The sequence below is a fragment of the Psychrobacter sp. Sarcosine-3u-12 genome (assembly GCF_002836005.1).
Lineage (GTDB): Bacteria > Pseudomonadota > Gammaproteobacteria > Pseudomonadales > Moraxellaceae > Psychrobacter > Psychrobacter okhotskensis.
Map to the genome: position 1 here is coordinate 25,543 of NZ_PJBY01000071.1, position 22,472 is coordinate 48,014.

Below are 22,472 nucleotides of genomic sequence, written 5' to 3' on the forward strand. Positions count from 1 at the left end.
ATGCTAAGAAGTCACTGCTACAACGGCCGTTATTTGCAACTGTCCCGATTCTATCAGCTGAAAGCTGACATCAACAGATTTATAGCGCATGGTAAAACGCTTATTTAACTCGGTGCGCCGATAGGCAGGACGTGGATCTTGGGCGATTAAGGCTTTGATAGTGTCTAGATCAGCCATCATTAACTGTTTTTGAGTTTTATCAATGACTGCTTTAACTGATGATTGCTTATTTTGAGCATTTTCTACCGCTGCATTTTGCGCACTTTGATTGGCGACAATTTGCAAAAACTGCTCATAAGCCAGCTCGATAATCGTCACATCCAACAAGTGCGGCGCAGTTTGCGCAAAACCACTTTTTGCATGACTCAATGCATCACTATAAGCCACATAAGGTTTGATATCGATAATGGGCGTCCCATCTATCATATCAGCACCGCTGATGATAATTAATACCCGACCTTGTATCACCTCAATACGCTCAAGTTTCACCACAGACAATCCCAAAGCGGATGGTCGATACATACTACGACTGGCAAACACGCCTATTTTTTGATTACCACCAAGCCTTGGCGGTCGAACTTGTGGTCGAAAACCGCTACCTGTGGTATCAAGTTGGTCGTTTTGATGTTCCTGTTCGTTTTTGTGATTCTGATTGTCTTTATATAAATAGTTGTGATGAAACTGCCAGCTGATCCAAATATGGCTAAAAGTGTCTAAGCCAATGAATGCCGCTGGCGTATCGTAAGGCGCTAGCATCTCAATCACACTAGTCAGCGCCACCAAATTCGGTTGTCTTGGCGCACCAAACTTCTGTGAGAGCGGCGCACGATGGTAGCCAATGATTGGTGCTCGATGCTGGTCATTCAACAAGGCATTATCGCCAGACATATGGTCACTCCACTGATAACAAACGGTCTTTATCGAGCCAATTGGCTCAAGCATACAAAATTACTCACTAACGATATTCCATTTTATCATGGTACATCGTGGCTGCTAGACAGATTTTTATTTTAAAGTTTGGTATTATGAGCGTGAAATTTATTGAGAATGGCTTGCATTCATACAATACCTATAGTGCTTATGAGGACAAAAACCTTATGACTAGCCTACGACTCCTTGTATAAATGTAAAAAAAATGCTTTGTAACTTGCTTCATACATTCACAATATTATTGGTTTTTGGCTAAAAAATATTTCAAAGCATGAGCATTTATAGTCATTTTAATATTTTAATAATAATTACCCGCTTATATAATATATGGTTAGCGTCCAACAGCTATCATTGAAAATTCTAATTTCATACTCATTTACACTTAACGATAAAAATAGCGACTTATTAACGAGGACTTTATGTCAAAACTTCGCACCGAAACGGTTACAGAGGTTCATCATTGGAATGATGCCTTATTTAGCATCAAAACCACACGTGACGATGGCTTACGCTTTCGCAATGGCGAGTTTGCGATGATTGGTCTCGCTGTCGATGGCAGACCACTGCTACGCGCTTATTCGATTGCTAGCCCTAACTATGAAGACCATCTAGAGTTCTTTTCTATCAAGGTTCAAGACGGCCCTTTGACCTCACGCCTACAACATATCAAAGTCGGCGATGAGCTATTGGTCAGCAAAAAGCCCACCGGCACGCTAGTCTTAGACGATCTACTACCCGGTAAACACCTTTATATGTTGTCCACTGGTACGGGGCTTGCGCCATTTTTGGCCTTGGCACGTGACCCTGAGGTTTATGAGCGCTTTCATAAAATCATCTTGGTGCATGGCGTTCGTTATGCAGATGATTTGGCGTATCGTAACATGTTCGAAAATGAGCTGCCCAACGATGAAATCTTTGGCGAATGGTTCCGCGAGAAGTTTATCTACTATCCAACGGTTACTCGTGAAGAATTTAGAAATCAAGGCCGTGTTACCGACTTAATGAAATCAGGCAAACTTTTTGAAGATATTGGTTTGCCACCGATGAATAAAGACGATGACCGTGTCATGATCTGTGGCAGCATGCCATTCAATGCGGAAGTCTCTGAGATTTTAGATGGTTTTGGTCTCACTGTGTCGCCACGCATGGGCGTGCAAGCGGACTATGCGGTTGAGCGCGCCTTTGTCGGTTAAGATTAATGTGATTAAAAGCACAATTATTATAAATAATTCTTGACGCTCAAAAATAGGCTGCTATAATACGCAGCCTATACAGAAAACACTGTAGCCCAATTCGATAAGGTTTGGCACAATAGACTTTATCACCTAACATGCCAGTGTGATGGAATTGGTAGACATGACGGATTCAAAATCCGTTGCCTATAAAGCGTGTCGGTTCGAGTCCGACCACTGGTACCATTATTTATTAACAATAAAGCCTCCTATTTTGGAGGTTTTTTTGTGCCAGCATGATTGGTCATTATGTTTATATTCCTACCTCATATTGCATGACAGCACTTATTTTGATTGGTACTGCGTAACCCCAAGGTGTTCCGCTGCTACAATAAAAATATCCGTCATAGAATGAGACAATATAAGCGGTAAAATCATTACCATAATGATCCATCATTGCTTGCTCATCGCTGTTATCACAAACTGCACACCATATCTCTTTATCACCACGTGTCAGCATTGCTCTTGTCAAATCGCTCCCTTTTAATTCGTTATTCATCAGCAGCTCCTTAATTGTCTTGCATCATCATTAAAAAGACATCTTTTTACGATGATGACTTGTGCTATTACTTGCTCTAAAAGCATGGCCTGAGCTATAAACAACACCTATCATTATTTTAGTAACTAAGCGGATAAGGCATTTTTTGTCCTTTCAACAGTCGTTTACTTCTGTTGAAATTCTAGTGTAAAACTTCAGAAGTAAAACTGTAATATAAAAAGCATTTATTTATGATAAACGGTATTAATTTATCGATGACCAGATAGTCACCGCACAATTATTAGAATAATTATTAAAATAACTGTTAAGAAAAATTTCATGCGATGATAAAGATAAGCCTATCAATAGAGGCACACTAACTCACTAGAAGTTTAAATCAGAGCTATTTATGTCTGTTACTTTCTTAGATCTGTTCATTCAAGCATATCATCGTAGCTCGTTCCCACCTCCTACAATCAATACCAAAATAATCACCAAATCAGGTAAAATAGTTGTCATGACTGCTTCTATCAAACCAAGCTTGCGTAAGATTATTCACATCGACATGGATGCTTTTTATGCCAGTGTTGAACAGCGTGATTTTCCTGAGCTACGTGGCAAGCCATTAGTAGTTGGTGGTGACCCAAATGGTCGCGGCGTGGTAGCTGCAGCTAGCTACGAAGTCCGTAAATTTGGTGTGCGCTCGGCGATGTCCTGTTACGAGGCGCGCAAACGCTGTCCTGAAGTAGTATTTGTGCGACCACGCTTTGATGTCTACCGTGCGGTCAGTAGCGATATCCGCAGTATCATGCACCGCTTGACACCGCATATTGAGCCGTTATCTTTGGATGAAGCTTATCTCGATGTCACGGGTTTGCAAGCCCAGCAAGGTTCTGCGACTTTGATGGCCAATTGGTTACGGGCGCAAATCTTAGAACAAACTGGATTAACAGCCTCTGCAGGCGTGTCATTTAATAAGATGCTAGCCAAAATTGCTTCTGATATTAATAAGCCTAACGGTACAGCGATTATCACCCCAGCTGATGCTGATGCTTTTATTAGTACACTACCTATCGAGCGCTTTCATGGTATTGGCAAAGCAACTGCCAAGCGCCTCCATGCGATGGGTGTGAGCAATGGCGCCGACCTTCGACGCACGCCAGCCGCTATATTGGTGCAGGAGTTTGGTAAGCGTGGCCAGTTTTATCATGACATTGCTCATGGTCGTGATGAGCGCCCTGTCAAATCTGAGCGCACGCATAAATCGGTAGGCTCTGAGACCACATTTAGAGACAATCTAAACAATAACGACGAACTAAAAGCACAAATCTACGAGCAAAATGACGATGCATTTAGACAAATGCAAAAGAAGCAATTGATTGCTTATACCATTACACTGAAAATCAAATACGCAGACTTTACTCAAATTACGCGCTCACACACCTTATCGACTGCATTTGTGAATGCTATAGATGCTCACTACTGGTTAGATAAGCTGTTTTTAGACATTCCACGCGAGCTGCCTATTAGGCTGGTTGGGGTGACTTATTCTTCATTGACCCCTGCCACACAATTATTACCACAGTTAAATTTATTTGAATAACCTAGGGTCTGTTGAACATTCAAATATTAGGACTACTGATTGCTAAAATCGTCCCAAACCTTTTATCAAATCAGGCGTAAACCGACGATAATGTCGAGACCTTAGCTAGGTTTACAACAACGTTTGGGGTGATTTTAGTATCAGCCTTTCAGGGCAGGGCTATTTTTTGCCAATACATGGCGAAATTATCTAACCTAGAATGACTAGGCGTCAAGAGTTTCACTGCGTATTGTCTAAAAAATAGCCACTGCCAGTGCCTCATTTGAATGTTCAACAGACCCTAATATTTCTTTGGTGGAACAACTATAGGATTAATTGTGATTGATAAAAATGCTTAGGCTATTTGGGTGATCAAAATAACTTTTATACTGAGTCATTCTTTAGTAATTATCCTTTCATATTCTGATTTCTGCTACAATTACGCCAAAATTCTATCCTTTCAAAGACTGATTATGACCAATTCTCACCCTGTAGTTGCCGATAGTAATACTGCCATTCATATTGATGGAAACAATGATAGCTTAAACTATTTGAGCGTAGATGATTACGATTATGAGCTGCCAGATAGCTTGATTGCTCGTTACCCGTTGTCAGAGCGTTCAGCCTCAAAATTGTTATACCTGCCTGCCGACAGTAATGATAAGGTCAGTCCAGTAGAGGATCGTTTATTTGCGCAATTACCTGATTTATTAAATGCGGGCGATTTGATCATATTTAACGATACCAAAGTTATGAAAGCGCGCTTGTTTGGTCAAAAGGATACCGGCGGCAAGGTGGAGGTATTGATTGAGCGTTTGATTGAACTCTCGGATTTGGATATAGCGACTCTGCACTTAGTGACGACGGACGAGCAACCAGTTATTAGAGAGCATGTGGCCCTTTGCCATGTCAAAGCCAGTAAAGCGCCAAAACTGGGGCAGCGATTAACGCTCGCTGAGGGTCATATGGGCTGCGTAATGATTGGTCGGCAAGACAATTTGTTTATTTTAGCCTTTGATGCGTCTATTCTCCCTCATTTAGAGCTTTATGGTGAGTTGCCCATTCCACCCTACTTTGAGCGTCATGCTGATGACACAGACAATACGCGTTATCAAACGGTCTTTCATGATCCAGCCAAGCTTGCCAGCGTCGCCGCACCCACAGCCAGCCTACATTTTGATGAAACGGTATTAAATAAGCTTTCGGCAAAAGGCATTCATACAGCGTTTGTTACCTTGCACGTTGGCGCGGGTACTTTTGCTCCTGTTAAAACGGATAACTTACTCAACCACACCATGCACAGCGAATACGCACATCTGCCACAACCAACCGCCGATCTTATTAATCAAACCCATGCAAACGGCAAGCAAGTCATCGCTATTGGTACAACGGTGACGCGTGTCCTTGAAACGGCGTATCAAAAAACGGCAGTTGACGGCAACGCGCTTTCTAGCTGGTCAGGCGACACCGATATCTTTATATATCCTGGCTTTAAGTTTGGCGTCATAGACCGACTGCTGACGAATTTTCACTTGCCCAAGTCCACACTATTAATGCTTGTATCAGCATTTTCAGGTAAGGGCGCTATCGAACAAGCGTATCAACATGCTATCCAAGCTGAATATCGCTTTTTTAGCTATGGCGATGCGATGCTCCTTGATAAAAAAGTGAAATAATACTCTTTACTTAAAATATTATCAGTCAGCATTACTGTACAGTAGCTACTAAAAAACAACGTCTATGAAATAAACTGGTAAACTAAACCGTATTTTGTTATAACAGCACAGGTAACTCACATTCTAAGGGCTGCACATGTCTTGTCATTTATCTCATCGCTTGACTACTGTAAATTGTGCGGTGTCGATGGCGTTACTTTATTCCATAGGCTATGTGGCTATATCTTCTAGCGCGCAAGCAGCAACGATCGGTAAGACTGTTGTCACCTCTGCACAGCACGAACCCTTGACTGCCAGCATTATGGTCACTGATATTAAAGCCGCCGACTTTTCAGCCAGCTTGGCCAATCCTGTTATTTATCAACAAATGGGGCTGACGTCAACAGATTCGATGACGGTTAGCTTTAGACCAACATCAGCGACCAGCGGTCAGGTTTTGATCAATACCACGCAGCCCGTCTCTAAGCCTTTTGCCGATGTGGTCTTAGCCATTAATGACGGGGGTCAACGTAATGTCATTCCTAAGACATTACTCATGCCTCTTGATGAGAGCGTACCGATTAAAGCCGCCAAAAACATCGTGACAGGGGCAAAAAAACCTAATTTACCTGTCGTGTCAGCCACCAATGCCAAACCGTTGACGGTTAGAAGAGGTGCGCCGCCACCACTGATATCAACACCTAAAGCAACAGAATTAACAAAAGCAACTGCAACAACATTGTCAGCGGCTAAAATGCCTGTGCGCACTGCTCAAGCCTCTATTCAAGCCCCGACAGTTACGCCAAACTTGCCGGAAAATACTGCGTCTACGCTACAAAGCAATAGCCCTGTTTATGCCCCTAGCCGCTTGGATAATGGCCGTTTGAATGGCAGTTTTAGTATCAATGATAGCGTTGCTTTGGTTGGCGCTAATGATAATAGCCGTGAGTCGGTCAGTCGTTTGGACAATGGTCGTGCAAATACTGACAACAGCGTTATGACAACGGCTGCTAGTGGTAACGATACCAGCGCTATAGTCAAGGCAGCTAACAATTCTACCGAAAACAAAGTAATCGCTAATAAAGTAATGGCTAACAATGTCGCGGTAAATAATGAGACGACGGCTGAAATCACTGATAAACAGTTCGATATTCTGAATATTCAAATCACAAGACAGATACAGCCTAGTAATAAGAGCAATAGTGGCATCATGGTAAACTCGTCTGCATCGTCGCTACCAATTAACAATGTTGCAAACGCTAATGCTGCAAACGCTGCAGCTATACCTGCGGTAAATACTGGCAACGCTATTACTACAGCGCCAAGCCATATCCCCTCTAGCGAGATTGCTTCAGCTACGCCAACAGTAAATAGCAATGTCGCAGCTACAAATGGTACAGGAACTAACAACGCTAGTAGCACGCCAGTTGACTATCAAGTACAGCGTAACGATAGTTTGTGGGTCATTGCCCAGCAGGTTGCTCAGAAAAACAATCTAGACGTTCAAACGGTCATGAAACAGATTCAGGCTCAAAACCCGAATGCTTTTATCAATAAAGACGCAGATCAACTCAAAGCAGACGCTAAGCTGAGCTTACCCGACTATGAGGTTGTGCCATCACAGCAAAATCTAGAAGCGGCTATTGATGCTCAAAGACGATATCGAATGAGCGCAAACACCCCTAGCGGTAAGGAAATAGCGGCAGCAAAACCAGCGGCAAAAATAATGCCTAAGACAGCGCCTGAGCAACCATCTAAGACAACTCAAGCAGCCAAAAATCCTGAGAAGCCAGCCATTACTAATACTCAGACATTGCCAACAGCGCGCTTTTCTGTACTCGCGCCCGGTCACGATGCCAATAAAAATGGCAACGCCGATGGGACTCAAGCCAAAGCAGCAACCACCACGGGTAATGGTCTCAGTACAGAAACTTTAGCGACGCTCAAAGCCTCTAGGCAGAAAGCGGCATCACAAGCGCAGCGCCTGTCAAAAACCAACAGTACACTCGACAGCTATACTAGAAAACTGCAATTACAAAACCAAAAACTGGCGGAGCTTCAAGCTCGTCTCAAAAAATTACGCAATCAATAATTGCCTGACTGATCAGCGCAGTGTACTGCAAACAGTGATCGTAGGCGTGGGAGTAACTATGGACAATATGCTATATATCATCGCCGGACTGGTGCTTATTTTACTAATAGCTGTCTTGGTAATGCGCAAAAATAAAGCGCAAAAACCATCGGCACGCGCGCCTATACAGGCTGGTAAAAACTTGGCAGCCAATGCCCCAGTAACCACTTCTGGAGCCAATCAGCATCGTCCTACGCAGCAAAACGCGAGTAACGAAGGCAAGTTTGATAATCTGTCGGTTGCTCAGCGTTTTATCGATCAACAGCGCTACGACAAAGCCATCGAAACCCTCAATCGTGGTCTCATAGAAAAACCCAATGACAGCCAGCTATCACTTAAGCTGCTGGGTATATACGCGACCATCAATCAAACAGATGACTTTTATAGAGTTTATGACGGTATCAAAAGTCATAGTGATGCAAAAAGCATTGCACAAGCTGACGAACTAAAAGCCTTGCTGGTTGAAGAGCAGAATCAAGTAGCACAACATGCAGTCGCGGCGCAAGATACTCAAAATACTGACTTTGAAAGTTTAGATTTTGACTTACCTGCCAGCCAAGTCAATAATACACCTACTGTCCAAGATACCGTTTCTGCCGAAGATAGTGCGATTTCTTTACTCGATACGCCTACTGAAAAACCCGCAGTATCTGATGATTTTAATGATGTCAGCGCTACCACTGAAAACGTCGATGACACCTTTGAGCTAACACTTAGTGACTTAGAAGATGATGTTGACGAGCCAACTGCTACTAGTATTATGCCGGTCAGTCAGGTCGATATCGCTGAAGAAGAAAATCTGGCTCTAGACGCTAGCAATGCTACGCCTACTATTCAAGACGATGATATCAGCGACTTCGACTTTGGCCTTGATGTGCCTGCACAAGCCGATAATAATACCGAGCCTTCTGTCAATGCCGCTGTTATTGATAGCGCGTCTGAAGACATCACGCTAGAAGATGAAGACTTTGTCTTAGATTTTGCAGACTTAGAGACTGCTGTGGATGCAGATGCTGAGCAAGCGACTAATGAAGCCACTATAGATGCACCTCAAAATAGCGAAGATGACCTTACCTTATCGTTAGATGACATCGATGAATCACTGCCTACCGATGATGTCTTAGAGAGTGAACAACCTGCTCTTGTGGAAGATAATGATCTTGGTGATTTTGTCCTTGAAGAGAACAACTTTAAAGACAATGACCTTGAAAGTGACAGCTTTGAAGACAGCAGCTTTGAAGACAATAGTTCTGAAGAGTTTCAGCTCGATGATAATAACGTAGAAAATACTCGTGAAGAGTCTAGCATTACACCTACTATGCCATTGATGTTCGATGACAATACTTTGATAGGTGATGATTTTGACTTTGACTCGCTAGCAGATGCACCAACGGCAGCGACACCCGTTGAAGCTGAACCTGACTTAAGCGCGCTAGACAGTGAGATTGTTACTGACAATCAGGTCGAAATAACTGAAGACTTCTCTTCACGTTTCGCCGCAGACTTTGACTTTGTTAAAACCTTGGATAGCAATCAAGTCACTTTAGATCTAGCTGGTCAATACTTACAGTTGGGTGAATATGATAGTGCCAAACGTTTGCTAAATGAAGTCATCACTCAAGGTACTAGCGAACAGCAGCAGCAAGCTCAAGTGCTACTCGACCGCACCGCATAGTCAATAACCTCTTCTCGTATCAGCAAGTATTTTCTATATCATTTAGAATAAATACTTGCTGATTTTTTTTGCATTTAACCTTTATAATATCTATTATCATACTACCTATCATTCCTAAGCTTTCCTCTCTTTTTTTCACATTCATTGACTGCGTCCATACTATGCCATCCTCTGTTATGACAAAAAACTTATCCGACCCTATTCACCTCATTTATGCTGGTGGTACTTTTGGTAGCTACGGACGACCCTTAGCACCTTTATCTGCTGAAATATTTTTGCCTACATTGCAACAACTGCTGGCTAAGCAAGATAATGCGAGCCATCTACCTAAGATTTCATGGCTTGACAATGCATTAATTAAAGACAGCAGCCAACTGACTCCCAGCAACTTTGTACATTTTTATACACTCCTATTAAGCGCCTATGCACAAGGTAACAGACGCTTTGTCTTAATCACTGGTACTGACACCTTAAGTTATTTAGGGGCGTTTTTAGCAGAAGCGTTCGCCGGTAGCGATATTAGTATCGTTGTGACTGGCAGTATGCGCCCGTTACTAGACAGTGAAGTGTTGCATGACTATAGTGTCGATGCCAATAGTGACGCATGGGACAATCTGACTGACGCCTTAAAACTCGCAGCGGCTGGCGAATCAGGCATTAAAATTTGCTTTGGTGGTGAGTCATGGCCAGCACAAACGGTGCAAAAGATACACAGTCATGATCTAATGGCATTTACCGGACATTCTCGAGCCGCTTATCCTGCCAATAGTTATATAAGAGCATTACCAGACACGCGGCGACAGCATTGGCTTGATGACCAATACGATATAATTGATGCTATTCAAGGTCGCGCTGAGCAGGTGCGCATCCATGCTTTATACTGTTTGCCTAATGACACCGAGGTGATGAGCAATCAGCTACAAGCATTATTGTCGCAGCCACCCTCTGGCATTATGCTACTAGGATTTGGCGCAGGCAATGTCCCCTATTCGGACGCGCTGGCAGCTGCTCTACAACTGGCTTATGAGCGCGGCCACATGGTGATCTGTGCCAGCCAATCGCCCTTTGGCGGGGTGAGCGATAGTTACGCTGCTGGTAGTTGGCAGTATGATTATCATGTAATAGCCGGCGGGCGCTTAACGATCCCCGCTATTTATGCTCGCTTATTATGGCTGCTGCTGCGCTATGACAGTCCTGCAAGGCGTCGACAGCGCTGGCTGAATAATGTCACCCAAGCTGGTACAACCATTAAAAAACGCTAACAGACCACTACCTCCTACTCAACTGTATATATTTTGAACACACCATGACTGAGATTAAGCATATAGCGTCTGACGATTCACCCATTTATACCTTAGCGATTGCGGTTGAGTTTTTGGGTACTCATTACCATGGCTGGCAACGTCAACGAGAAGTGCTCGGTGTCCAACAAGCGCTAGAGACTGCCATCAGTAAGGTCGCCAATGAACCGGTAGAAGTGATCGCCGCTGGTCGTACCGATGCCAGTGTGCATGCCAGCAATATGATTGCCCATTTTACTACCCGTGCTTATCGGCCTACGCAAAACTGGTTGCGCGGCGTCAATAGCTTGTTGCCTGATGACATCGCCCTGCGCTGGATTCAACCGATGCCAGCGGACTTCCATGCGCGTTTCGGTGCCATTGCCCGCCGTTATCGTTATATCACCCTAAATCAAGCACAGCGCCCTGCTATTTTAAATCATCAAGTAACGCATATCTATGAGCCACTCGACTTGGCGGCGATGCAATTGGCGGCTGCCGATATCGTCGGTACTCACGATTTTAGCAGCTACCGCGCGGCGGCTTGTCAGTCTAATCAGCCGGTACGTAACGTTAGCCATGCTAGGTTATTTGCTCATGGTCAGTTCATTGTTTTTGATATCCAAGCAGATGGTTTTTTGCATCACATGGTGCGTAACTTGATGGGCACATTATATGCTATTGGGAGACATGACTTAGAGCCAAGCGATTTTTTAAATATTTTAGCCAAAAAAGACCGTACCATTGCACCGCCTACCGCCTCTGGTGATGGCTTGTATTTTATTAACGCCTACTATCCTGAACGCTTTCAGCAGCTATTACCTAACGCCCCTTTAACGCCCATTTGGCTAAATTTGCCCGACTGAATGAACCTCAATGGACATACATAACAGTTACAGACTGTCAAGTAAAAACCTAGGGCTGTATTGCTTTAATCAGCAAACTTACGTATAATATCGGCTTATTTTTAATTGATTGATACAAATTATGGCAAAAGACGAGATTATTGAATTTGAAGGCGAAGTCATTGACACCCTTCCAAATACATTGTTTAAAGTTCGTTTAGAAAACGGACACGAAATCATTGCACACATCTCAGGTAAGATGCGCAAGCATTACATTCGTATCTTGACGGGTGATAAAGTGAAGGTCGAAATGACACCTTATGATTTATCTAAAGGTCGTATCACTTATCGTGGCAAAAACTAAATTATTATTTCCTAGAATGGTTATAACGGCATTTGTATCGAGACGTTTTATTAATAAACGGTTTGCACTGATATAAATTCTTGAGTGGTTTAACGGATAATAATAATGATATTGCTAACCTACTCATTATTGCCTATCATATGCTAGTTATTGGTTTTTATCATAAAAAAATACCGCTATTCAACAGCGGTATTTTTTTGTCCGGCTTTTAAGATTTACTAGGACGTGTCCTCATTTTAAAAATGCTCATAAAAATGAGATAAATTGCCGTCAAACGAGGAAAATAGCGCAAATAATATTGGGATATTAATCAGCTATTTGACGATGTTTGGCAAAATTTAGCCATTTTTAGCCCATATAGATACAAGCGCTTGAATTGAAGACACGCCCTAATACTGAACCGTTATTTAAATGTTACGGTTGCCCCATTTTGAATGACGCCTAGCAGCGCTAACGCGTCCCAGTTGGTCAAACGTACGCAACCTGCCGAGGCTTGGCGACTGATACGAGCAGGGTCTGGCGAACCGTGGATACCATACGAGGGCTTGCTTAGTCCAATCCATACCATTCCTACAGGGTTGTTAGGGCCAGGTGGAATAATCGCCTTACTACCATCATCAGCAGTATAAGTATAATTAGGCTCATGCACCTTGACTGCTACGGTGTGCGTGCCTGTGGGCGATGGCGTTGCCGTGCTGCCTACGGTGGTTGGATAGCTGGCGACCAAATTGTCTTGCGCATCGTAAGCGTAGAGCGTTTCAGTCGTTCTATCAGCGACCACGCGGCTGACAGCCTTGGTGTTCGGATTACCCGGATTGTAGACGATGATGGTTTCGCCAGCACTAAAACTGGCATTGGGATTAAGCGCTTTAAGATACTTTTCACTGATATGGAATTTTTCCGCCAGTCCTTCTATCACGCTTTCGTAATACATCCCCTCGAGCTTTGCTTTTTCTTTTGCTGCTGCTGGAATGGTCGTGGTTTTGATATTGACATCCGCCTCGCTCAACTGATAGCTGACCAATACGGGTTGCGCCAGCAGTTTGTCGTTTTTGGTTAATGCTTGCCACGTTTCGTTATTTAATGTCTCTGTGACCGTCAAGCCCTTGGCTTTTTGGAACGCTTGCATGGCTTTACGGGTGTTTTTACCCCAATAGCCATCCACAGGACCAACGCCGCTGTGCTGCCAATTTAATAATGCTTGCAACTTTGTGCCCGTATTACGATCGATATCTGCCCCCGCCTGCCAATTGGCTGCATTCACTTTTTGAGCAGTCGCTGGCAGATTTTCTGTACTGTACTTAATCGTGGGTAAAAATTTATTCAGCGATACGGCGGTCTTACTGTTGCCCGTCAGCTTTTGGCTAACCCCATTGGTCACTGGACTCATATCAGTAGCATCATCTCTCACGGCCTTACCAAGCATGTTCGGGTTAGGTTTGTTGGGAATAGCTCCGTTGATGATATCTCTGTTGGTGGCGACTTGGTTAGGGACATTAGCAGTATTCGTCGTCGTAGTCTCATTGGTTGCCTGCGTATCTTCAGGGGTTGCTGCCGTGCTTTCATCGGTCGCTGTCATATTTTCAGTGGTTGCTGCTACGCTTTGACCTATGAAAACAGTGGTTGATAAACCAATCGCCAATAACGCAGTGCTTATTTTTGTCAATTGATACATGTAATGCTCCTAAAATTATTTTTTGTTTTATTAAAGCGTGTCCTCAATCTGAAATAAATAGGCTAAAAATGAGGACACGCTCTAGAAATTTCGTTATTAGTACTTATTATTCTTACCCACTATTTACATCTATCGTTTACATTGCTAATGAGCAGTCTTTGGAGGAATAACATTATTACTGCTTATTTGGAAGTTACCAATATTGCCATATTCCGTTGTGAGCATATAACGGCTTTGTGTTACTAAACGCCTTATCCTACGGTGTCTGTGTTAATGCAACGCCTGCCTGATCAGTATTGTAAGTGCCGCATCCTGAATTTTACGACTGAATTGTTCTCATCAGTAATGTCGAATCGTCGGCGCATAAAAAACCCATAAACTGCTGAGCAATTTATGGGTTTTAGTAGAAAAATCAGACGATTAAAATATATTGTAAAGGAGCTATTAGCGCAGTTTATTTATACCAGTTTAGCCAATACCGCTTGACCCATTTCTTGACAGCCTACTTGCTTCAAGCCTGCCTCAGTGCTGTCCAAGATATCAAGGGTACGTAAGCCATCATCGAGCACTTCACTGACCGCTTGCTCAATCGCTTGTGCAGCTTGTTCTTGTTTAAAGGTATAGCGTAGCATCATCGCCACAGACAATATCGTTGCCAAGGGATTGGCTTTGTCTTGGCCAGCAATATCGGGCGCTGAACCATGACACGGCTCATACATACCCTTACCGGCAGCATCAAGACTGGCAGACGGTAGCATACCGATAGAGCCCGTTAACATAGCGGCTTCATCAGACAAGATATCGCCGAACATGTTGCCCGTCACCATGACATCAAACTGCTTAGGATCTTTAATCAGCTGCATACAAGCATTGTCAGCATACATATGCGATAACGCTACGTCATTATAATCCGCTTGCTGCATCTCAATCATCGTCTGCTTCCACAGCTCAGTGACTTCTAAGACATTGGCTTTATCGATTGAGCAAACCTTGGCTGGCGTACCTGCAGCCTGTGCGCGTGTTTTTGCCAATTCAAAAGCAACCTTACCGATACGCTGAATCTCACTGGTGCTATACACCATGGTGTTATAGCCTTGTTGCTCGCCGTTCTCTAAGGTTCGGATACCGCGTGGCTCACCGAAATAAATACCGCCCGTCAATTCACGGACAATCAGTAGATCCAGACCTGAGATAATCTCAGGCTTGATACTTGAGGCATTAACAAGCTGCGGATAAAGTTTGGCTACGCGCAGATTGGCAAATAAACCCAGCTCACTACGAATTTTAAGTAAACCACGCTCAGGACGTTTGCTACGCTCAATACCATCCCACTTAGGACCACCCACCGCACCCAATAACACCGCATCTGCTGCACGCGCACGTTGTAGCGTTTCTTCTGGCAATGGTTCACCCGTGGCATCAAACGCCACACCACCAATTAATCCAGATTCAAGGGTTAAGCCTAATTCAAACTTATTATTGACAGCCTTAAGCACATCAACGGCTTGAGTCATGATTTCAGGGCCGATACCATCGCCCGCTAATGTTAAAATCGTTGCCATACAGATCCTTTTGGGTAAATAGTTTTTTATTGATTGGTAGTGCTAAAGCTGTATTGCCGCTTTATAAAAAACGACCTCTAGCGACAAATGCAATAATAGACCACCATTATCAATGGTAGTCAGTACTCAAGAGGTCGTTGTTTCTTATTTAGCTAAATGTTGCAAAATAATCAAATCGAGAGGCTAGCCATCACTATCAAGCCACCGTTTTTGCTTGCGTAGATTTTTGCTCAACAATGCTGGTCTCTACAAACTCTCCTTGATGCTCAGCGTCCAACTGCTTACAGAATCGACGCTGCAAACTTTTATCTTGCGACAGCTCGATGCATAAAGGCTCGGGTGATGCTGTGTCTAACAGACTGCCTGAATTGTCACTAGATTTTTTTTGATAAGCTCGCAACTGATAAGTGCCTGGTTCGACGAAATCATGAATAATCGCAAAACGCTCAACATAGCCGACGTTATTTTCTGGATAGAAATTAACCTGTACTTCGCGTTTTGCAGGTTTGACCCGTGCGTAGTAATTGGTCAATCCTGGCATACCAGATTTAGACAGTGGAACGATTTTGACCGCATTATTATTCAGCAGCGGTGCCATATCAATACTCATCTGTTCTTGTGCCGACTTATCGCCTTCGATAACGGGCATGGTAACCAGCATGTCAGGACTGACCGGCTCGTGGGTATCCGGAGCAATGACTAAAGTTTTGTCAATCTGCACAATTTCACAATGATAAGTACCTAGGCAAGAAATATTCACCTCACCCGCAACAGGTTGGATGTTCCCTGCACGCACCTTAGCACTATCTGCTTTGTCTATTTGTTTATAGCCCGTCAATGATTGACAGCCTGTTAACAATAAACTTGCAGCGACAGCCATACTTGTCCAGACAGCATAACGTTGTTTATTCATAATGACGGCTACTATTTAATATGGAAGATAAGTTACCCTTCATTCTAGCCAGTTCATCAGCATAACTCAACGCTGCATTACTATTGTTCATCGGTTTTTTATAGCCACTGGTCTATCAGTCACGCTCTATGCTCTAACGTCATTAAATATCCAAGGCGTTTTTTGCATCATTTTATGCTCATAGTCTTTAATCGCATCGCTTTGCTGCAAAGTAAGACCGATATCATCAAGACCATTTAGCAAGCAATGCTTACGAAACTCATCGACCTCAAAAGCATACTCTTCACCGCTTGGGGTAATAACCACTTGACGCTCGAGGTCGGCGGTCAACTCATAGCCTTCATTGGCAAGCGTTGCTTTCATCAGGGTATCAACAATGGCTTCATCTAAGACAATTGGCAGCATGCCATTTTTAAAGCAGTTATTATAAAAAATATCGGCAAAGCTTGGGGCAATGATAGTACGAAAGCCATATTCTGAAAGTGCCCAAGGTGCATGCTCACGGCTCGAGCCACAACCAAAGTTTCTGCGTGCCAGCAATATAGTAGCGCCTTGATAACGGGGCTTATTTAAGACAAAATCTGGGTTAATTACACGAGTGCTGTTATCTTGACCCGGATAGCCTTCGTCGAGATAACGCCAATCATCAAATAAATTGACGCCAAAGCCCGTACGTTTAATGGATTTTAAAAATTGTTTGGCGATAATTTGGTCGGTATCGACGTTCGCGCGATCGAGTGGGCAAACGATACCGGTTTGGGTGTTATAAGCTTGCATGGTTTTTCCTTAAAATATCGATTACTAACGTAAATTTTCTAGCTGCTTAATGAAGCTTAAAAGAGCGTGCCATTTGTTTAACAATACTTGTCATTTTAGTTTTTTCACTCTCAGGATAGTTCAGATGTAATACTACTTCCTGACCATTATTAACCTTAATAACATGATAGAAAACTTGACCATCCTCTCTATAACCACTTACTGTATAGGTTTTATCTTTTAACCGCTCATAAGTAACTGTCATGCCTGTTTTATATCGATGCTGCTTTTCTTTCAGATAATCACTATCTGTATAAAAGAAGACACTTGGCGTATTACTGCCAAAGACCAAAATATCGGCATTGGAGTTGGGCAACTTAAAATGACGACCGTCACCATTATCTGCTTCAGGCAACCATTGCAATTGATTTGGCACATCGACACAATAGGCAAATCTTCCATTACAGTAATCACGAGCCATCGCTAGGTGAGAGCTACTCAGTATGCAAAATAAAAAGAGCAGTATTTTCATCTCTGTTCTCTCAGCCGTTCTAAATTAAAACGTCCGTACATCTACAAAGTGACCCGCTAATGCTGCCGCTGCTGCCATCGCTGGGCTGACCAAATGCGTACGACCGCCATTACCCTGACGACCCTCAAAGTTACGATTAGACGTCGAGGCACAGTGCTCTTGTGGCTCAAGCTTATCGGCATTCATCGCAAGGCACATAGAGCAGCCCGGCTCGCGCCACTCAAATCCAGCCTCAGTAAACAAGGCATCTAAGCCTTCTGCTTCAGCCTGCAACTTCACTTGCCCAGAACCCGCCACGACAATGGCTTCTTTAATATTGTCCGCCACCTTACGACCCTTGATAACAGCGGCGGCATCACGCAAATCTTCGATACGCGAGTTGGTACACGAACCAATAAAGATACGATCCAATTGGATATCAGTAATTTTCTGCCCTGCTGTTAGACCCATATAGGTATAAGCGCGCAACCAGCCTTCTTCTTGCGCTTCATCCACGGCTTGCTCAGGTGTCGGTACCGACTGCGTGATATCGACGACCATTTCAGGTGACGTACCCCAAGAAACCTGAGGCGCAATCTCGCTACCATCAATCTCAATAATAGTATCAAATACGGCATCAGCATCTGAGTATAAAGTGCGCCAGTAAGCTTCTGCTTGCTTCCACTGCTCAGCGGTTGGCGCATAAGGACGACCTTTGACGTAATCGATAGTCGTATCATCAACTGCGACCATACCCACGCGTGCACCTGCTTCGATGGCCATGTTACAAACGGTCATGCGACCTTCCATGCTCATGTCTTCAAAGACTTGTCCAGCAAATTCAATGGCATGCCCCGTGCCGCCAGCGGTGCCAATTTTGGCGATAATAGCAAGTACCACATCTTTTGATGTCACGCCAGCGCCAAGCTTACCGGTGACCCGGATTTGCATATTTTTTGATTTCTTTTGAATCAAGCACTGAGTCGCCAATACATGCTCAACTTCTGAGGTACCGATACCGTGTGCCAAGCAGCCAAGTGCGCCATGGGTGGCAGTATGTGAATCACCACAAACCACCGTCATACCCGGCAATACCAAACCCTGTTCAGGACCGACCACGTGCAAGATACCTTGACGCGCATCATTGATAGTAAACTCAGCGATATCAAACTTCGCACAATTCTCATCCAAGGTGAGTACTTGTAAGCGCGACACCTTATCCTTAATACCAGGCACGCCTTCTAAACGCTCTTTGGTCACCGTTGGTACATTATGATCGGGACTAGCGATGTTAGCCGACAGACGCCATGGCGCTCTATTGGCCAGCTCCAGACCTTCAAATGCTTGCGGACTCGTCACTTCATGCAATAGATGGCGGTCGATATAAATCAGGCTCGAACCGTCATCACGCTTGGTGACTTCGTGAGCATTCCAAAGTTTGTCATATAACGTTTGACCGGCCATGTTGCTATCCTTTATTAGTTGCTAATTACTGACTCTATGCGCCTGCTCACACCACAGCGAGCTAGGTTTTAGAGGCTTTTATCTAATTGTCATACTTGTCTAATCAATCACTCTATCGATAACGTGGCATTGTATTACCGCTGTCTTTTAAATTCAATTTACTGTCTATCAAGACTATTTATCAAACCTGTTCTTCAAAGGCACTTTTTATGGAAAGCCATTAAAAAGCACTGTCTATTAAATTGGTCCCTCACGCAACTATATCAATACTACTTGAGGGGTCTTTGGGTAAATCAATAAAATTGGTCGTCAATATAGGTGTTATACGGTCAATTACCAAGTTAATATAATAAATATGTCATAATACGTCTTGATGTCTTGTGATTATAGCAGGCTAATCCTATAATAATAATTGATGATTTTTGCATAGTCACAAACTTTTATTTCTAATTCATTATGATTAGGCTAGCCAACTTTTATTTATAGCTCGTTACGTAGCTAAGGAAACCGGTTTGAATACCACGAATTTGACGACATTCGTCACTGTTATGCACACAGGCAGCATCTCAGGCGCAGCAGAAAAGCTGTTTATCACTCAGCCTGCGGTCAGTAAGCGCATCAAAAACTTAGAAGATGAATTTAACATCACCTTATTTGATACAGTCGGGCGCGGTATTGTACCGACTCAAGCCGCCAGTGAAATGTTGCCGCACGCCAAACGTTGGCTTGAAGATTATGAAAACTTTAAAATAAACCTCCAGCATTCAAAGCATATTGTGTCGGGTAAACTCGTTATTGGCACCAGCCACCATATCGGCTTGCACCACCTTGCTCCTGTGCTCAAGCATTTTATTCAAGCCTATCCTGCGGTACAACTAGAAGTGCATTTTGTCGATTCAGAAACCGCGCATAAGGCCGTGCTCGATGGCGATTTATCACTCGCATTTTTAACCTTGCCGCCCGTCTACGATAAGCGTTTGACCTATCATACCTTATGGTCAGATCCGCTCTATTTTATGACCGGCACTTTATCGCCTTTAGCGACCAAATCTAATGTGACGCTCGAGCAATTGGCGCGCTACCCTGCTATCTTGCCCTCTGCCAATACTTTTACCAGTCAGATCACCTTAGCGGAATTTGCCAAGCACAATCTAAAGCCATACGCGACGATGAGTACCAACCCGCTAGAATCTATCCGGATGTTGGTCTCTGTGGGACTTGGCTGGTCAGTACTGCCGCAAACGATGGTCAGTCAAGATTTAGAACGTATAGATATGGCGGATAATATTGAATTGCAGCGTTATTTGGGGGTGGTTATTAATCCAAAGCTTACCCAATCAAGCAGCGTAACCGCATTGTTAGACTTGCTTGCTCCTATTGATTAAATAATTTTTTATAGATGTTAAATAGTTATTTCTAAAATTAGCGGGCTTTATAAAGGTCATTAATTTATAACTCTAGGTCAGCCGTTCGCATTTTAAACAGCCATACGTTATAATACGTGTGGCTTTTTTATAACATAAATTTACCATAATAGCACTGATAGTCATATATTGAAGGCTTAGAGTAATATATGATGGTAAACAGTAGGTTTAATGGTTTTAAATGATTGATTTTATAAGTGAGTAGCATTTGTGAAAAATTAGCAGATAAGGGCTATAGACAAGATTTCGACGAAGCAATACTTGTTGTCCTCTAATCACTATTTTATGAATATTATTCTTAAAACAGTATCAATCATATAAAACTAACAGAAAATACTGACTAAAAGTCGAAAGCCATTATGTCCTACTTAATGGCTTTTTTTGTCTTTGGATATTGTTTGCGAACATCATCTTGTGAGACTTAATTTTATATAGTTAAAAATAATTACAGCCAACAACGTTGGTTAAGGACAGTTTATATGAATGGGATTTCTAGTGGCGTGCTGATATCGTTGGGCGCCTACTTCTTAGTGATGATTGGGATTGGCGTTTACGCTTATTTTAAGCAAGCCAATGATACCGAAGGCTATATGTTAGGAGGACGTAATTTAGGTCCCGCAGTCACTGCATTATCAGCAGGGGCGTCGGACATGTCAGGTTGGTTGCTCCTTGGCCTACCAGGCTATATGTATGCCGATGGCGTCGTAAGTATGTGGATCGCACTTGGTTTGACACTCGGTGCCTTACTGAACTATATCATTGTGGCACCTCGCCTTCGCGTTTATACCGAAGTCGCTGACAACGCCATTACCTTACCGGACTATTTCGCCAACCGCTTTGAAGATAAGTCGCACATGCTGCGGGTCATATCAGCAATCGTTATCATCTTATTTTTTACCGTTTATACCGCCGCAAGTCTAGTAGGTGGTGGTAAACTCTTCGAAAGCTCGCTCAACTTATCATATAGTACGGGTCTTTGGGTGACTGCTGGTGTCGTCGTTGCCTATACCTTATTTGGTGGTTTCTTAGCGGTATCGATGACTGACTTTGTACAAGGTGTCATCATGTTATTTGCAATGGTGATCGTACCTGTCGTAGCCTTCACCGATCTTGGCGGTATATCAGCAACGACTGAAGCCGTTAGAAACATTGATCCAAGTTTATTAAATGTCACTAGTGGCATGACTATCTTTGGTATTATCTCATTACTGGCGTGGGGCTTAGGTTATTTCGGTCAGCCGCATATCATTGTTCGTTTTATGGCGATACGTTCGGTCAAAGACGTCCCAACGGCACGTAACATCGGTATGAGCTGGATGGTTATCAGCTTAATTGGTTCTTTAATGACGGGTTTTGCTGGTCGTGCTTATGTACAAAAAACCGCAATGACCTTGGATGATCCTGAGACTATTTTCTTAGTCTTTACACAGTTTTTATTTACACCGTTGGTTTCAGGGTTCTTATTAGCCGCTATTTTAGCCGCGATCATGAGTACCATCTCCTCGCAACTATTGGTGGTATCAAGCTCGCTGACTAAAGATGTCTATAAGCTATTCTTTGATAGAGATGCTCCTGAAGCCCGCCAAGTATTGGTCGGTCGTATCTCGGTTGTAGCCGTAGCTATCGTATCTATCTTGCTCGCCTCTGACCCCGACAGCTCAGTATTGAACTTAGTTTCTAACGCTTGGGCAGGATTTGGGGCAGCATTCGGACCCTTGGTTATCTTCAGCCTGATCTGGCGCGGTATGAACCGCAACGGCGCGGTCGCTGGTATGGTTGTCGGTGCATTGACTGTGATCCTATGGGTTTATGGTCCATTCCAGATGAATGGCGTACCATTAAACAGCTGGTTATATGCTATCGTTCCAGGCTTTATCTTAAGTACCATTGCAATCTTTGCGGTTAGTATCATGACTGGGGGCCCAAGACCTTCAGTATCTGCTAAATACAAAGAAATGGAGCTTAACTTAAATAAATAAGCTTACAATTTATAGC

At 43.4% G+C, this 22,472-nt stretch carries 18 protein-coding genes and 1 tRNA gene; 11 read left to right on the forward strand and 8 right to left on the reverse strand.

Features of this window, described 5'->3' with window-relative positions:
- Positions 1 to 3: 3 nt before the first annotated feature.
- The gene (locus CXF65_RS02150; protein ID WP_101210879.1) at positions 4 to 888 is read right to left on the reverse strand and encodes an SAM-dependent methyltransferase; all 885 of its coding nucleotides are present in this window, start codon (positions 886 to 888) and stop codon (positions 4 to 6) included.
- A gap of 461 nt (positions 889 to 1,349) precedes the next feature.
- On the opposite strand from CXF65_RS02150, the gene CXF65_RS02155 reads away from it, so the two are divergent.
- Positions 1,350 to 2,123, forward strand: coding sequence for a ferredoxin--NADP reductase (locus tag CXF65_RS02155; protein ID WP_101210880.1), 774 nt, complete (start codon positions 1,350 to 1,352; stop codon positions 2,121 to 2,123).
- 139 nt (positions 2,124 to 2,262) lie between these two features.
- Positions 2,263 to 2,348: transfer RNA gene (locus CXF65_RS02160), tRNA-Leu, on the forward strand.
- Between the two features lie 67 nt (positions 2,349 to 2,415).
- Here the strand turns inward: CXF65_RS02160 and CXF65_RS02165 are convergent.
- Positions 2,416 to 2,661, reverse strand: a complete 246-nt coding sequence (locus tag CXF65_RS02165) for a hypothetical protein (RefSeq protein ID WP_101210881.1) — start codon at positions 2,659 to 2,661, stop codon at positions 2,416 to 2,418.
- A gap of 496 nt (positions 2,662 to 3,157) precedes the next feature.
- Here CXF65_RS02165 and dinB point away from each other — a divergent pair, with 496 nt between their 5' ends.
- The 7 genes from dinB (at position 3,158) to infA (ending at position 12,172) form a co-directional block, all read left to right on the forward strand.
- Positions 3,158 to 4,243 carry a DNA polymerase IV gene (dinB, locus tag CXF65_RS02170; protein WP_101210894.1) on the forward strand — a complete coding sequence of 362 codons (1,086 nt, stop codon included), beginning with the start codon at positions 3,158 to 3,160 and terminating at the stop codon, positions 4,241 to 4,243.
- Between the two features lie 452 nt (positions 4,244 to 4,695).
- Positions 4,696 to 5,898 carry a tRNA preQ1(34) S-adenosylmethionine ribosyltransferase-isomerase QueA gene (queA, locus tag CXF65_RS02175; protein WP_101210882.1) on the forward strand — a complete coding sequence of 401 codons (1,203 nt, stop codon included), beginning with the start codon at positions 4,696 to 4,698 and terminating at the stop codon, positions 5,896 to 5,898.
- Between the two features lie 136 nt (positions 5,899 to 6,034).
- Entirely contained in the window at positions 6,035 to 7,969 is a 1,935-nt protein-coding gene (locus CXF65_RS02180; protein WP_101210883.1) for a FimV family protein, read from the forward strand.
- A gap of 58 nt (positions 7,970 to 8,027) precedes the next feature.
- Complete coding sequence (locus CXF65_RS02185) at positions 8,028 to 9,683, forward strand: FimV/HubP family polar landmark protein (protein WP_101210884.1); 1,656 nt, start codon at positions 8,028 to 8,030, stop codon at positions 9,681 to 9,683.
- Between the two features lie 176 nt (positions 9,684 to 9,859).
- Positions 9,860 to 10,945, forward strand: coding sequence for an asparaginase (locus CXF65_RS02190; protein WP_025651385.1), 1,086 nt, complete (start codon positions 9,860 to 9,862; stop codon positions 10,943 to 10,945).
- 44 nt (positions 10,946 to 10,989) lie between these two features.
- On the forward strand, positions 10,990 to 11,829 hold the full coding sequence (gene truA, locus CXF65_RS02195; protein ID WP_101210885.1) for a tRNA pseudouridine(38-40) synthase TruA: 840 nt from the start codon (positions 10,990 to 10,992) through the stop codon (positions 11,827 to 11,829).
- 121 nt (positions 11,830 to 11,950) lie between these two features.
- Entirely contained in the window at positions 11,951 to 12,172 is a 222-nt protein-coding gene (gene infA / locus CXF65_RS02200) for a translation initiation factor IF-1 (RefSeq protein WP_010199824.1), read from the forward strand.
- A gap of 403 nt (positions 12,173 to 12,575) precedes the next feature.
- Here infA and CXF65_RS02205 read toward each other — a convergent pair whose 3' ends face one another.
- The 6 genes from CXF65_RS02205 to leuC form a co-directional block, all read right to left on the reverse strand.
- Positions 12,576 to 13,847, reverse strand: coding sequence for a L,D-transpeptidase family protein (locus tag CXF65_RS02205; RefSeq protein ID WP_101210886.1), 1,272 nt, complete (start codon positions 13,845 to 13,847; stop codon positions 12,576 to 12,578).
- Between the two features lie 458 nt (positions 13,848 to 14,305).
- Positions 14,306 to 15,409 (reverse strand): 3-isopropylmalate dehydrogenase, encoded by a 1,104-nt coding sequence (gene leuB, locus CXF65_RS02210; RefSeq protein ID WP_101210887.1) that lies wholly within the window; start codon positions 15,407 to 15,409, stop codon positions 14,306 to 14,308.
- 196 nt (positions 15,410 to 15,605) lie between these two features.
- Entirely contained in the window at positions 15,606 to 16,322 is a 717-nt protein-coding gene (locus CXF65_RS02215; RefSeq protein ID WP_101210888.1) for a hypothetical protein, read from the reverse strand.
- Between the two features lie 126 nt (positions 16,323 to 16,448).
- Positions 16,449 to 17,099: a 3-isopropylmalate dehydratase small subunit gene (gene leuD, locus CXF65_RS02220; protein ID WP_101210889.1), complete on the reverse strand. Its 651-nt coding sequence runs from the start codon at positions 17,097 to 17,099 to the stop codon at positions 16,449 to 16,451.
- A gap of 46 nt (positions 17,100 to 17,145) precedes the next feature.
- Positions 17,146 to 17,610 carry a hypothetical protein gene (locus CXF65_RS02225; protein WP_101210890.1) on the reverse strand — a complete coding sequence of 155 codons (465 nt, stop codon included), beginning with the start codon at positions 17,608 to 17,610 and terminating at the stop codon, positions 17,146 to 17,148.
- 24 nt (positions 17,611 to 17,634) lie between these two features.
- Entirely contained in the window at positions 17,635 to 19,053 is a 1,419-nt protein-coding gene (gene leuC, locus CXF65_RS02230; RefSeq protein ID WP_101210891.1) for a 3-isopropylmalate dehydratase large subunit, read from the reverse strand.
- Between the two features lie 512 nt (positions 19,054 to 19,565).
- On the opposite strand from leuC, the gene CXF65_RS02235 reads away from it, so the two are divergent.
- Positions 19,566 to 20,438: a LysR family transcriptional regulator gene (locus CXF65_RS02235; RefSeq protein ID WP_025651392.1), complete on the forward strand. Its 873-nt coding sequence runs from the start codon at positions 19,566 to 19,568 to the stop codon at positions 20,436 to 20,438.
- A gap of 518 nt (positions 20,439 to 20,956) precedes the next feature.
- Positions 20,957 to 22,456 carry a sodium/proline symporter PutP gene (putP, locus tag CXF65_RS02240; RefSeq protein ID WP_101210892.1) on the forward strand — a complete coding sequence of 500 codons (1,500 nt, stop codon included), beginning with the start codon at positions 20,957 to 20,959 and terminating at the stop codon, positions 22,454 to 22,456.
- The last annotated feature ends 16 nt before the right edge of the window (positions 22,457 to 22,472 follow it).